A 13,820-nucleotide genomic window follows, 5' to 3' on the forward strand; every position below is an offset into this window, starting at 1 on the left:
GTGCTCACCGCGGACCGTCGCAGGGAGATGACGTGACCACCATCAACGCCGAGCCCGCCTCCATCACCACGATTCGAACCCGCCTGATGGAGCTGGCCGAGCATCGACTACAGGCATTCCTGACCCAGGAGCGGGACCGCTGGTCCCGCGAACAACCACGCGGATCGGAACTGGTCGCCGCCATCGCCGGCCTGGTGGCCGCCGGCGGCAAGCGGATCCGGCCCGCGTTCTGCATCAGCGGCTTCCTCGCCGCGGGCGGCGACCCGGACGACCACCAGCGGGTGCTGACCGCCGCCACCGGCCTCGAGCTGCTGCATGCGTGCGCGCTGATCCACGACGACGTCATGGACGGCGCGGCGCACCGGCGCGGCACGCCCACCGTCCACCAGCAGCACTCGGCACTGCATCGGCAGCTCGGCCGGCACGGCGACGACATCCGGTACGGCGAGAGCGTCGCGATCCTGGCCGGTGACCTGGCCCTGGTCTACGCCGATCAGTTCATGGCCGCCGTGCCGCTCGCCGACGCGCTCTGGGCGGAGCTGCGCTCGGAGCTCATCGTCGGACAGTTCGCCGACGTCTCGGCGGCGGCCGAGCTGGCCGTCGACGTCGAGACGGCACGGTGGGTCGCGGTCGCGAAGTCGGGCCGCTACACCATCCAGCGACCGCTCCAGCTCGGCGCCGTCATCGCCGGGCGACCCGACCTGGCGGACGCGTTCGAGGCCTACGGCACCGCCGTCGGCGAGGCGTTCCAGCTGCGTGACGACCTCATCGGCGTCTTCGGCGACGCCACCGTGACCGGCAAGCCGGACGGGCTCGACCTCGAGCGGCACCGGATGACGCTCCTGCTCGGCCTCGCGCTCGACCGCGACGCCGGCATCCGGGAGCTGCTGTCGGCCGGGGCCACCGCCGGGCGGCTCCGCAGCCGGCTCGAGGAGACCGGCGTGCGGCGCACCGTGGAACGGCACATCGACGAGCTCGTCGAGCAGGGCTGCCGGGCCATCGCCGCCGTCCCGCTCGCGGCCGGCTGGCGCGAGGAGCTGACCACCATGGCCCGTCTCGTCGCGTACCGGGACCGGTGATGGGCTACCCGACGGCGGTCACTGCGCCGCCGCCCGCGTCCGCCCGGCAGGTCGCCGCCGGGCTCGCCCGGATCTCGAAGATCTCCGTGTACCTGCACTTCTTCCCGTGGGCGCTGGCGGCGCTGCTGCTCACGCCGGACGCGCTGGCCCGGCCCGGAGCGATCGCGGCCCTGGCGCTGCTCCTGCTGGCCTCGGCCGGCATCGTGGCCGCCACCGCCACCGTCGACGACATCGTCGGCTTCCGCAACGGCAGCGACGCCGCCAACTACACCCGGCCCGGATTCCGCCGCGACATCCGGCGCAAGCCGCTGCTCAGCGGCAGCGTGACGGTGCGCCAGGCGGTCGTCTTCGCCGTGCTGGCCGAGGCGTTCGCGGTGGTCACCGGGTTCGCCGGCTTCGCCGCGCTGCACTGGGACGTCCCGCTCTCGGCGGTGATCATCTTCATCGCGTGCGCGGTGCTGGGCCCGCAGTACTCGGGCGGCCTGCGCTTCAGCTACCACGTCGGCGGCTCCGAGCTGCTGCTGGGCGTCGGCACCATCGGCGGGCTGCTGTTCCCGTACCTCGCGGTGCAGAACCACTGGACCGGGGCCGCGGTGCTGCAGGGCCTGCTGATGGGCCTGTGGCTGGTCATGCTGGTGTCCTGCTCCAATGTGGGCGACGTCGAGGGCGACGCGAGCGTCGGCCGGCGGACGCTGCCGGTCGCCGCCCCGCGCTGGGTGGTCAAGGCGGCGCTCGTGGCCTACCTGGCGATCTCGGTCGCCACGATCGCCGCGCTGCCGGGGGCCCGCTCGGCGCCCTGGTGGACGGCGCTGTTCCTGCTGCCGGCCACGGCGCTGCACGTCGCTCAGATCCACTTCGCCGTGCGGCACGACCGGTGGCGCCGGGCGCGCGTCGCCGCCTTCGTGGCCTACGACCTCGGCTTCCTGGGATTGGTGGTGCTCGATGTCGTCGCGCGCTGACACCATGCCGTACCACATCGGACGGGTCTTTCACTGGCACGCCGAGCGTGCCCGGCAGACGGTGGTCCACCTCGACCGGCCGATGGACGTGGCCCCGTCGGGCGGCACCGGGTACGACGGCGCGGCCCTCGCCCGGATGGTGGACGAGCTCTCCGGTTGCCTGCACGCGGCCGGGCTGCGCGCCGGTGACCGCGTGGTCGTGGCCAAGGACAACCATTTCGACATGCCGCTGCTGGCCGCCGCGGCCGCGCGTCTCGGCGCCCTGCCGGTGATGCTCGCCCCGATCGAGTCGGTGGAGACCGTCCGGACGCTGGTCGCCCGGGCCCAGCCGGCGTTGCTCGTCGCCGGCACCCGGCTCCTGGCCCGCGCGGGGGCGCCGCTCATCGACCCCGCCGCCCGCACGATCGCGGTCGGCGAGCCGGCCGGCGACCTGCCACCGGGCACGCTCGCCCTGGACGACCTGCGCGGCGGTCCGCCGGCGCCGGTCCGGCCCGGCGGCGCCGACGACCCGATGATCGTCACGCACACGTCCGGCACCACCGGCGTGCCCAAACTCGTGCTGCACACCGCCGCGACCGCGGTCGGGCGGTTCCCGGCCCGGATGGAGCGCTGCCCGATCCCGTTCCTGACCACCCGGCACAGCGACGTGACGGCCGCCGCGGTCTCGTTCGCGCACATCCGCGTGGTGGCCTGGACCGCCTCGCAGCTCAAGATGGCGCCCGAGAAGCTGGTGGCCATCTCCGACCCCGGGCTGCCGACCGTCGAGCGGATGCTCGACGAGCACCGCCCCACCACCGTCGAGGCGATGCCCAACATGCTGCAACGCTGGGAGGAGCTCGCCCACCGGCGGCCGGAGCTGTTCGCCCGGGTGCGCCTCTATGTCACCACCTTCGACGCGGTGCACGCCCGCACCATCCGCACGCTGCTGAACGCGTCCACGCGCCGCTTTCCGGTCTGGGGCTGGGGACTGGGCCAGTCGGAGATCACCGGCATCGTCGTCAACCTGTTCACCCGCCGGACCGTCCGCACCCGCGCCGACCTCACCTCGACCGGCTGGCCGGCGGCGATGGTCCGGGTGCGCGTCGTCGACCCGGTGACCGGCCGCCGCTCGCCGCGCGGCGAACCGGGCCTGCTCATGGTGGCGACCCGGGCCCGGTGCCTGACCTATCTGGGCGAGGACGACCGCTACCGGGCCAAGCTCAGCGGCCGCTGGTGGAACAGCGGCGACCTCGGGGCGCGGACCGGCTTCGGCCGGATCCGGCTGCTCGACCGCGAGGTCGACATGATCCCCGGGCACAGCTGCATCGACCTCGAAAGCATCCTGCTCGACCGGCTCCCGCAGGCGTCCGACGTGACCGTCCTGGCCCGGCCGGACGGTCTCCCGGTGCCGGTGCTGTGCATGCCGGACGACCGGCTCGACCCGGCCGACTGGGCGCGGGCCACCGCCGGGCTGCCCGAGCTGGCGCCGCCCCGGCTGCTCCGGTGGGAGGACGTGCCCCGGACCGCCACCTGGAAGGTGCGCCGGCTCGCCCTCCGGCAGCAGGTCCTCGGCACTGCCGACGTCATCGGATCCGGAAGGTGGACCTGAGATGAGCCTGGATTGGCTTCCCCCGGCGCTGTTCGGCCTGCCCGCGAACGCGCCGTCGGTCTCCGCGCCCGGGGACTTCCGCAACGGCTGGTTCTGGGCGATCGTCGCCGGCATCGGGCTGTTCTGGGGCCTCGCCTACGGGCTGGCGATCCACCGGGCGTACATCGACAAGTTCGTCGGCATCCCGGTCGTCGTCGTGGCCATCAACTTCGCCTGGGAGTTCGTGCACTCGGTCGTCATCGACCAGGAGCCGGCGCAGCGTCCGGCCAACTTCCTCTGGTTCCTCATCGACATCATCATCGTCACCCAGGTGGTCCGGTACGGGAACAAGGACTTCCCGGGCCTCTCCCGCCGGCTGTTCCTCCGGCTCTTCTTCGGCCTGGTCGCCGTCGCCGCCGTCCAGGTGTTCCTGATGGCCCGCGAGTTCCGCGACATCCTCGGCATGTACAGCGGCTGCGCCCTCAACGTCGGGATCAGCGCGGCCTTCATCGTTACCCTCTACAAGCGACGGTCGTCGGCGGGACTCTCGCTGCACGCCGCGATCTGCAAGATGCTGGGCTCGCAACTGGCCGGGCTGAACGTTCTGATCCTGTTCCCGGGCCGCTATCTGGTCCTGTCCTGGTTCGTCATGATGCTGATCCTGGACCTGACGTACATCCGCCTGCTGTATCGCCGGATCCGGGCGGAGGGCCAGTCGCCGTGGGCGCTGCGCCGCCCGCGGGTCTTCCCACCGGCGACGGCGCCGGCGATGACCCCGGCGGCCGTCCCGCTATCGCACTGAGAGGCGCATCCATGTTGGAGAAGCTGTCGGGCCTGATGCTGCGGCGCCGCCGGGCAGTCCTCGTCCTCGCCGTCCTGCTGGCCCTGGCCGGCGGGGCGGCGAGCGCCACGTTGTTCGGCAAGCTGACCGCCGGTGGCCTGTCCGACCCGAACGCGGAGTCGGGCCGGGCCGCGCAGATCCTCGACGCGGCCGGGCAGGGCCCGCCCAACCTCACGCTGGTGGTCGCCGCGCCCGGCACCGTGGACGAGCCGGCGGCGGCCGCCGCCGGCACGGCGCTCAGCAACCGGCTCGCCGCCGAGCCGGGCATCACGGGAGTGACCTCCTACTGGACCGCGGGGCGGCCGTCGCAGCTGCGCAGCCACGACGGGCGGCAGGCGCTGATCGGCGCCACCGTCCGCGGCGACGAGACCGCCGTCAACAAGATCCTCGACGACCTCACCCCGCGCTACGAGGGCGCCCGCGACGGCCTGACCGTACGGGTCGGCGGCTCCGCCATGTTCTGGAAGGAGACCACCGAGCTGAGCCAGGCCGACGGCACCAAGGGCGAGACGATCGCCTTCCCGGTGACGCTGATCGCGCTGGTCATCGTCTTCGGCACGCTGATGGCCGCGCTCGTCCCGCTCGCCGTCGCGCTGGTGACCATGCTGCTCGGCATGGGCGTGCTGTGGGTGGTCGCCTCGATCACCGACCTGTCCGTCTTCGCCGTCAGCGTGGTCACCCTCCTCGGGCTCGGCCTGTCCATCGACTACAGCCTGCTGATGGTCAACCGGTACCGGGAGGAGCTGGGCAACGGCCGCGACGCCCCGGAGGCGTTGCGCACCACGGTGACGGTCGCCGGGCGTACGGTCGCGTTCTCCGCCGTCACCATCGTGCTCGTCCTGTCCGGGCTGCTGTTCATTCCGCTGCCCGCCGTGCGCAGCCTCGGCATCGGCGCGATGATCACCGCGGCACTGGCCGCGATCGGCTCGCTCACCGCGCTGCCCGCGCTCCTGGCCGTGCTCGGCCCGCGGATCGACCGCGGCCGGGTCCTGCGCCGCCGGCGGCCCGCCACCATCGCGGCCGACCCGGAATCCGGCTTCTGGCACCGCCTGGCGACCGTCGTCATGCGCCGCCCGGTGCCGATCGCGACCGCCGTCATCCTCCTGCTGCTCGTGCTCGGCATCCCGTTCCTGGGCATCCGGCTCGGCATGCCGGACGAGCGATCGATGCCGGAGTCGTCCCAGGCGCGCCAGGTCACCACGCTCATCCGGCAGAACTTCGACGGCGCCGAGCTGAACGCGTTGCAGGTCGTGGCGCCCCGGGGGGACCCGGCGGCGGCCGAACTCGACGCGTACGCCGCCCGGCTGTCCCGTCTCCCGCACGCCGGCCGGGTCGACACCGCCGGCGGCAGCTACGTGGGCGGCTCGTTGCGGATTCCCGCCGGCGAGGCGAACCAGCGGTTCCGGATCGGCGACGGCGTCTACCTGTCGGTCGTGCCCGACACCGCCGACCCGGACGCGGCGCTGCGGCTGGTCGACGCCGTGCGGGCCGAGCCGTCGCCCGTTCCCGTGCTGGTCGGCGGCACGGCGGCGGTCAGCGCGGACACCACCGCGGTGCTGGTCGACCGGCTTCCGTACGCCCTCGGGCTGGTCGCCGTCGCCATGCTGGTCCTGCTGTTCCTGATGACCGGCAGCGTCCTGCTGCCCGTGCTCGCCCTGCTGCTCAGCGCCCTGAGCCTGACCGCCACCTTCGGCGCGCTCGTGTGGATCTTCCAGGACGGGCATCTCGCCGGGCTGCTCGGCGGCTTCACCGTCACCGGCACGATCGCGTCCACGATCCCGGTGATGCTGTTCGCGCTGTCGTACGGGCTGGCCATGGACTATCAGGTGTTCATGCTCTCCCGCATCCGCGAGGAGTACGACCGCACCGGGGACGGCGAGGCCGCCGTCGCCATCGGCCTGGAACGCATCGGGCGGATGGTCTCGGCGGCCGCGATCCTCATCTCGATCGTGTTCCTGGCCTTCACCGTCTCCGGGATCACCTACATCAAGGCGTACGGCATCGGCCTGCCCCTCGCGGTGCTGGTGGACGCGACGCTGATCCGCGGTGCGCTGCTGCCCGCCCTCATGCGGCTGGGCGGCCGGGCGACGTGGTGGGCGCCGGCCCCGCTGCGGCGCCTGCACCGCCGTTTCGGGCTGCGCGAGGCGCCGGCGGTCTAGGGCCTGTCCTGTCGATCACGCGGGAGTGAGGCGAGGTCCAGGTGGTGGCTGACGTCGGCCGCGAAGCGGCCGCATCCCGGTGTTGGATTCGGGCGTTTCGCGGACGCCGTCAGGCGCCGCCTGGGCCACGCCGCAGCCCCTCGTGATCGACAGGACAGGCCCTGGTCAGACGCCGGCGCGGGTGAAGGTCAGATGGGTGACGCCGCTGGGCGAGGCGGTGGCCTCGATCCGGTAGTCCTTCTCGAGGCCCTCCAGCCCGGTCCAGAGGGGCACCCCTCGGCCGAGCAGGATCGGGACCACCGCGACGTGCAGGTGGTCGATGAGCCGCGCGGCGAGGAAGTCGCGGATCACGGTGGGGCCGCCGCCGATGCGGACGTCCTGGCCGCCGGCGGCCTCACGGGCCGCCTCGAGCGCCTCGGCGGGCGAGGCGTCCAGGAAGTGGAAGGTGGTGCCGCCCTCCATCTCGATCGGTGGACGCGTGTGATGGGTGAGGACGAAGACCGGTGTGTGGAACGGCGGGTTCGGACCCCACGCGCCCGTCCAGTCCGGATCCTCGTGCCATCCGGGGTGGCCCCACTTCCCGGCCCCCATGATCTCGGCGCCGATCCCTCGCTCGAACTGCCGGGCGAAGACGTCGTCGACGCCGCCGCTACCACCCGGCTCGCCGGGCCCGTGCCACCACCTGGTGGCGAACATCCACTCGTGCAGGCTGTCCCCGGCGTGGCCGAAGTGCGCGTCGCGGCTCTGACCTTCGCCGGTACCGAAGCCGTCGAGGGAAATCGAGAAGTTCTGGACGCGGGCGAGTGCCACGGCGCTGCTCCTTCGCTGCTTGGGTGGGTTGTGACCTGATGATGACCGTCCCGACGTCATGACGTCCAATGTCAAATTCGCCATGATCTCATCGATAAACTCGATGAATGCTGAACCTGACCCAACTCAAGGTTCTGGAAGCGGTCGCCCGCCACGGATCGGTGACCGAAGCCGCGAAGGAACTGCACTACTCGCAGTCGTCGGTCAGCCACCATCTGGGGCGGCTGGAGGCCGACACCGCGGCCAGGCTCATCCAACGTGTGGGCCGCGGGATCCGGCTCACCCCCGAGGGGGTACTCCTCGCGCAGCGGGCGACCGAGATCCTCGGGCGGCTGAACGCCGCATCGGTCGAGCTGGCCGCCCGGGTGGGCCTTCGCGCCGGCCGGGTACGACTCGCCGGCTTCCAGACGGTCCTCAGCACGCTCGTGCCGAAGGCGGCCGCCGAGCTGTCCCGGTCGCACCCGGGCATCGAGCTGAACCTCGTCGACGCCCATCCGGACGTGGGCCTGGACATGCTGCGTTCCGGACAGGTCGACATCGCACTGATCTTCCGGAACGCCGACCCTCCGCCCGGCGAGGACGACGGATTCCGGCTCACCCACCTGCTGGACGACCCTCTCTACCTCATCACCGACCGGCCCCATCAGCGTCTGGAGGACCACCGTGACTCCGCCTGGGTCGGCGGCTGCGAACGCTGCAGAGCCGCCACGATCGCGGCCTGCGAACGCGCCGGCTTCTCCCCGCGCATCGCCTTCACCTGCGACGACACCGTCATCGCCCAGGCCGTGGTGGCCGCCGGCATGGGCGTCGCGATCGTCAACGGACTCGCGTTGCATGCCCACCGGGCGCCGGAGGTTCACGCCACCGCACTCACCGACCGCCCGCGCCGGATCTACGCCGCCACGTATGGCGACCCGCCGGACCCACCCGCCACGACCGCGCTGATCGAGATCCTGGCCGCGGCCGCGAAGGATCTCGGGCAGCACGACAGCCGGGAACCGGTGGTGGCGGCGGGCGCCGCCACCACCGTACGACTCAGACGTTGCCGTTGATCTGCTTCTGCGTCCACGCGTAGGCCAGATCCCCGAACTGCTCGCCGAATACGATCGAATTCTCGACGGTCTTCCGGAAATGCACGCCGCCCCACACCCGGCTCATCGCGCAGGTGTGCACGAAATCGGTCCAGGTGGCGTATTGCAGCTTGATATTCCCGCCCGGGGTGACGCCCGGCTCCCGCACACTCGAACCGGCCGCCGCGAAATGCGTCAGATTCAAGGTGTCGTCGCCGAGGTAGCGCCGCGCCGCCTGGGCCTGGGCCGAGCACATGGTGGTGGATCCGGACGGGTAGTCCGGGTGGTCACCGACGTTGAGGTAGCTCGCCCACTCGTCGGCCGGGATGTCGCTGACGGTCCCCTTGCCCGGCCCGCCCCAGGCGGTCACCCGGCGGTGGCCGTAGACGTGCCGGACCGCGCTGAACGGCCGCACCGCGTCGAACTTCCGCTTCTGGTACCAGAGCGCGACCATCGCGTCGAACATCGCCACCGCGGTGGTGAGGCCGAGGTGGATGGTGTCGTCCAGGCTCAGGTCGGGGTGGGTCAGGGTGGCGAAGCCGACCGACTGGGCCAGCGCCATCGTCTTGTCGTCGAAGTACTCCGCGGCCATTTTCTGCTCGTCGGTCAGCGCGGCCGAGACCTCGAGCATGTCGTCGACGGACCGCTTGTAGTCGGCCGGCCGGGTGTGGTCGGTGTGCCGCGGCGGCGCCAGCCGGAACTGGGCCGGGTCACGGAAGGTGTGCGCCTTGACCTTCGCCAGCTGCGGGGTGGCGAACTGCTGGACGACGAAGATGCCGAGGTCGCCGCCGGTCCCGTCGAGACGCCGGGTGTGCGGGCCGAGCTTCGGCTGCCAGCGTGACGGATCGGTCAGGTCGAACGCGCTGTTGACCGGCTGATATCCGGTGTAGTCCGCGTACGGCCGGGGGTTGTACCGCCGTCCGATGTCGCCGGCCTGGTTCATGCCGTCCTTGAGCGCGGCCGCGACGACGGCCTTGCCGGCCAGGTTGCCGATGCCGACCGGGCTGGTGGGGTCCTCGGAGGCGTCGTCCGGGTTCAGGCCGACCGAGACCATCAGCGCTCGGAAGTCCGGCGCCCGCCGCGGCTCGACCCCGTTCACCACCTGCCAGTTGGCGTGCAGCGCGGCGATGGTCTTGTTCCGGTTCGTGGCGGCCTCGCTCGCGGGACGGCGGGCGAGGCGGGAGTGCACGCCGACGGCGGTCGGGTGATAGGGAGCGATCGCGTCGAACCAGGAGGTGATCGACAGGTGCACGAACCGGTGCAGCACGGTCACGTCCATGGGGGCGATCACGTTCTGCGCCGGCTGGAAGGGCGCGATCAGCTCGCGGACGAAGTTCCCGGTGTCGAAGTCGAAATCGGCCGCGGCCGCCGCCGGGGTGGCCGCGGCCGCCGGGCCGCCCACCGTGAGCGGCGCCAGGGCGGCGGCCGACGCGGTGCCGAGGCCGCCCAGCAGCAGCGATCTCCGGCGCGGCGAGAATTCCGATAATGAGGTCACAGGGGTGCTCCTTCGCCAAATCCATTGATGGTTCGAATCGCTCTTCGAACCAAGGATTGGCGAGCACATTCACGCCGTCCACTACCTGCCCGAGTAGTCGGCGAGCAGCAATTGTTATTGTCCCGCCGGCTGGAACAACTCGACCGGATTGCCGGCCGGGTCGTCGAGCACGATCTGCCGGCCGCCGGGCCCGCTGACGACGTCGCTGCGGAACACCACTCCGGCCGCGCGCAGCCGGGCGACCTCCGCGTCGATGTCGTCGACGATCAGGTGGATCCGGTTCCAGCCGCCGGGGCCGGGCCGGCGGCCGTCGGGCATCGGGCGGCCGGCCGAGCTCTCCGGCCCGGACAGCAGCAGCCGCAGGCCGCCGCGCCGCACGTCGGCGAACGCGGGCGGGAAGGTGGTCTCCCCCGGCACGAACCCGAGATGCGTGGTGTAGAAGTCGATCGCGGCCTGGACGTCGTCCACCAGGTAGCGAACGTGCACGGTGTCGGTCAAGACGCCTCCTCCGCCGGTGAGCCCCGCTTCGTCACCGATGGTAATGCCCGAGCCGGTCGGTAATGCGACAAGGCGCGGGAAAGGGGCACCGGAGCGGCACGCGCGTCGATATCGTCGTTGCCGGTGAATACGGGGTACTGGTTCGGCCTGCTGGGCAGCCTCGAGGTTCGGCGGGACGGCGCGGCGATCCCCCTGAGCCGCAGCAAGCTGCGCGTTCTGCTCGTCACGCTGCTGCTGGAGGCCAATCGCACGGTGCCGTTCGACCGGATCGTCGAGCGGCTGTGGGGCGAGGACGCGCCGGCGTCCGCGCGTAGCACGCTGCACGTCTACGCGGCCCGGCTGCGCCGCGTTCTCGGTGACGGGCTGATCCGGACGCACGCCACCGGCTACCGGCTGGAGGTCGACCCGCGCCGGATCGACGTGCTGGTGTTCGAGGACCTGCTGGAGCGGGCGCGCCGGGCCGAGGGGGATCCGGTCGGCGAGTCGGCCCTGCTCGCCCAGGCGCTCGAGCTGTGGCGGGGCCCCGCGTTGCAGGACGTCCCGTCCGAGTCGCTGCACCGGAGCGTGGTCCCGCGCCTGGCCGAGCGGCGGCTCGGCGCCGTGGAGCGCCGGCTCGAGCTCGACCTGTGGCTCGACCGGCCGGCCGGGCTCGTCGGCGAGCTGCACGACCTGACCCGGGAGCAGCCGACCCGGGAACGGTTCTGGATGCTGCTGATGTCCGCCCTGTGCCGGCTGGGCCGCCAGGCCGAGGCGCTGGAGGCGTACCAGCGGGCGCACCGGCATTTCCGCGACGAGCTCGGCATCGACCTGTCGGAGCCGATCCGGCGTCTGCACCAGGAGATCCTGTCCGGCCGCCACGCGACCGGCGAGGGGCGCGCGCCGGTCGTTCCCCGGCAGCTGCCGCCCGGCTCCGGCGTGTTCCTCGGGCGGGCCGCCGACATCGACCACCTCACGGCGGAGCTGCGCGGGCCGGCGATGCCCGTGGTGGTCCTGTCCGGGCCGCCGGGCGTGGGCAAGACCGCGCTGGCCCTGCACGTGGCGCACCGGGTCCACGCCGGCTTCCCCGACGGCCAGCTCTACGCCAACCTCCAGGGGTACGCGGCGGGCTCGCCGCTCGGGCCGACCGTGGTGCTCGCCCGTTTCCTGCGCGCCCTGGGCGTGCCCGCCGGCCAGGTGCCCACCGACCCGGAGGACCAGGCCAGCCTCTACCGCAGCCTGCTGGCCGGCCGGCGGGTGCTGCTGGTGCTCGACAACGCCGCCGACCCGGACCAGGTGCGGCCGCTGCTGCCCGGGCACCCCGGTTGCGCCGCGCTGGTGACCAGCCGGGCCGATCTCCGCGGGCTGGTCGCGCTGGACGGTGGCCGCCCCCGCACGATCGGGCCGCTCTCCACCTCCGACTCCCGGGCGGTGCTGGCCGCGCTGATCGACGACCGGGTCGGCCGCGAGCCGGAGGCGGTGGACCGGCTGGCGGCCGCGTGCGCCGGCCTGCCGCTGGCGCTGCGGATCGCGGCGGCGAACCTGCGGGCCCACCCGCACCAGACCATCGCGGACTACACCGAGGCGCTTCGGGTACGCGGCCGGCTGGTGGAGCTCGAGGTCCCCGGCGATCGCCAGGCGGCGGTGCGGGCGGCGTTCGACCTCTCGTACGACCGGCTCGACCCGCCGGCGGCCCGGTTGTTCTGCCTGCTGAGCGTCGTGCCCGGGCCGGACTTCGACGCATACGCCTGCGCCGCGCTCACCGGCGGCGACCAAGAGGCGGAGCGGTCGCTGGAGGCGCTGGTCGCCGCGAGCCTCGTCGTGCCCCGCTCGGCCGGACGGTGGCAGTTCCACGACCTGATCCGGGAGTACGCGGCCGGCCGCGCCGAGGCGGAGGGGGTCACTCACGACGCCCGGCAGCGCTTGTGGGCCTTCTACCTGCGCCACACGTGGCACGCGGCCCATCTGCTCTACCCGGAGTTCGCCCGGCTGCCGCGGCCGTCCGGTGTGGACGGACCCGCGAGCGAGGCGGACGCGCTCGAGCTGCTGGACGCCGAGCTGCCGAACCTGGTCGCCGCGGTGGCGCGGGCCGCTGCCGAGCCGGCCCTGCGGCACTACGCCTGGCGGCTCGCGGACGCGCTGTGCGGCTACTTCTGGAGCCGGGCCACCGCCGTCGAGGGCCTGGCCACCGCCGAGACCGCGCTGGCCGCCGCCCGCCAGGCCGGCGATCGCGGCGCCGAGGCGGTCATGCTCGACGTGATCGGGATGGTCTCCTTCGCGCGGAGCCGGTACGACGTCGCCCGCGGGTACCACGTCCGGGCCCTCGCCATCCACCGCAGCACCGGCGACCTCGACGGGCAGGCGCGCAGCCTGCACTACCTGGGCCGGATCAGCACCCAGGTGGGCCCGCCGGAGCTGGCCATCCGCTATCACCGGCAGGGGCTCGAGCTGGCCGAGCGCACCGGCGACCTGGACGCCCAGACGCTGAACACGAGCTTCCTGGGTGTCGCCCTGCTGTCGGCCGGCCGGGTCGAGCAGACGATCCAGTCGCAGATGCGCGCGCTGGAGCTCAACCACCGCACCGGCAACCAGACGATCCTGGCCCGCATCCTGGGCGGGCTGGGCAACACGGCCTGGTACACCGGGGATCTGGGGCTGGCTCTCGCGTTCTACCGGGAGGCGGCCGAGACGTCCCGCCGGCTCGGCGTCCTGCCGCTGACCGCCAACTGCCTGATCTGCCAGGCCGAGGTCCGATGCGACCTCGGGCAGTACGAGCCGGCCATCGCCACCGCCGAGGAGGGCGCGGCGCTGGCCCGGCGGGTGGGCGAGCGGCGCATCCAGCTCGGCGCCATGGAGATCATCGCGACCGCCCGGCTGCGCGCCGGGCGGCGGACCGGCGTCATCGACGAGCTCGGCCGGGCGCTGGCGATCGCCCAGGAGATCAACTATCGGTTCGGGGAGATTTCCATCCGTACGGCGCTGGCCGCCGCCCACCGGGCCGAGGGCCGGCCGGCGCACGCCGTGGAGCACGCCGAGTGGGCGCTGCGCCGGATCCGCCGCACCGGCATCCGGGCCAACCTGGAGTGCCGGGCCCTGGTCGAGCTGGGCCTCGCCCGGCTCGACCTCGGTGACGCCGCCGACGCGACCACCTGCCTGAGCGCGGCGGTGCAGGTGTCGCGCCGCAACGGGATGCGCCTGCTCGAGGCCCGGGCGCTGCACGCGTACGCCCGGGTGATGCGGGTGAACGAGGGCGCCGGGGCCGCCGCGCCGTATTGGCACGCCGCGCTGGAGACGTTCGACCGGATCGGCACGCCGGAGGCGGTGGAGGTCCGCGCCGAGTTCGGCGCGGCCCTCCACCGCTGATCC

Annotated in this window: 10 protein-coding genes; 7 read left to right on the forward strand and 3 right to left on the reverse strand. The window is 73.0% G+C overall.

The features are described from left to right. The first annotated feature begins 32 nt into the window (after nucleotides 1–32). Genes ACZ6TB_RS04095 through ACZ6TB_RS04115 form a run of 5 tightly spaced genes read left to right on the forward strand, consistent with a single transcriptional unit; the run spans nucleotide 33 to nucleotide 6,605 of the window. Entirely contained in the window at nucleotides 33–1,079 is a 1,047-nt protein-coding gene (locus tag ACZ6TB_RS04095; protein WP_465550377.1) for a polyprenyl synthetase family protein, read from the forward strand. Next, nucleotides 1,079–2,038, forward strand: a complete 960-nt coding sequence (locus tag ACZ6TB_RS04100) for a UbiA family prenyltransferase (protein ID WP_465550379.1) — start codon at nucleotides 1,079–1,081, stop codon at nucleotides 2,036–2,038. Before ACZ6TB_RS04095 ends, ACZ6TB_RS04100 begins: the two co-directional genes overlap by 1 nt. Then, nucleotides 2,022–3,626 carry an AMP-binding protein gene (locus ACZ6TB_RS04105; protein WP_465550381.1) on the forward strand — a complete coding sequence of 535 codons (1,605 nt, stop codon included), beginning with the start codon at nucleotides 2,022–2,024 and terminating at the stop codon, nucleotides 3,624–3,626. Before ACZ6TB_RS04100 ends, ACZ6TB_RS04105 begins: the two co-directional genes overlap by 17 nt. 1 nt (nucleotide 3,627) lies before the next feature. Then, nucleotides 3,628–4,407 (forward strand): transmembrane-type terpene cyclase, encoded by a 780-nt coding sequence (locus tag ACZ6TB_RS04110; protein WP_465550383.1) that lies wholly within the window; start codon nucleotides 3,628–3,630, stop codon nucleotides 4,405–4,407. 11 nt (nucleotides 4,408–4,418) lie between these two features. After that, complete coding sequence (locus ACZ6TB_RS04115) at nucleotides 4,419–6,605, forward strand: MMPL family transporter (RefSeq protein ID WP_465550385.1); 2,187 nt, start codon at nucleotides 4,419–4,421, stop codon at nucleotides 6,603–6,605. Between the two features lie 165 nt (nucleotides 6,606–6,770). Here ACZ6TB_RS04115 and ACZ6TB_RS04120 read toward each other — a convergent pair whose 3' ends face one another. Further along, on the reverse strand, nucleotides 6,771–7,415 hold the full coding sequence (locus ACZ6TB_RS04120) for a dihydrofolate reductase family protein (RefSeq protein WP_465550387.1): 645 nt from the start codon (nucleotides 7,413–7,415) through the stop codon (nucleotides 6,771–6,773). 107 nt (nucleotides 7,416–7,522) lie between these two features. Between ACZ6TB_RS04120 and ACZ6TB_RS04125 the strand changes: the two genes are divergently transcribed. Continuing rightward, on the forward strand, nucleotides 7,523–8,467 hold the full coding sequence (locus tag ACZ6TB_RS04125) for a LysR family transcriptional regulator (protein WP_465550389.1): 945 nt from the start codon (nucleotides 7,523–7,525) through the stop codon (nucleotides 8,465–8,467). Here ACZ6TB_RS04125 and ACZ6TB_RS04130 read toward each other — a convergent pair. After that, nucleotides 8,451–9,980, reverse strand: a complete 1,530-nt coding sequence (locus ACZ6TB_RS04130) for a vanadium-dependent haloperoxidase (RefSeq protein WP_465550390.1) — start codon at nucleotides 9,978–9,980, stop codon at nucleotides 8,451–8,453. The two genes, ACZ6TB_RS04125 and ACZ6TB_RS04130, sit on opposite strands and share 17 nt — an antisense overlap. A gap of 114 nt (nucleotides 9,981–10,094) precedes the next feature. Further along, entirely contained in the window at nucleotides 10,095–10,478 is a 384-nt protein-coding gene (locus ACZ6TB_RS04135) for a VOC family protein (protein WP_465550392.1), read from the reverse strand. Between the two features lie 123 nt (nucleotides 10,479–10,601). Between ACZ6TB_RS04135 and ACZ6TB_RS04140 the strand changes: the two genes are divergently transcribed. Further along, nucleotides 10,602–13,817, forward strand: coding sequence for an AfsR/SARP family transcriptional regulator (locus ACZ6TB_RS04140; protein WP_465550394.1), 3,216 nt, complete (start codon nucleotides 10,602–10,604; stop codon nucleotides 13,815–13,817). The last annotated feature ends 3 nt before the right edge of the window (nucleotides 13,818–13,820 follow it).

Source organism: Actinoplanes sp. NPDC051537 (assembly GCF_055586105.1).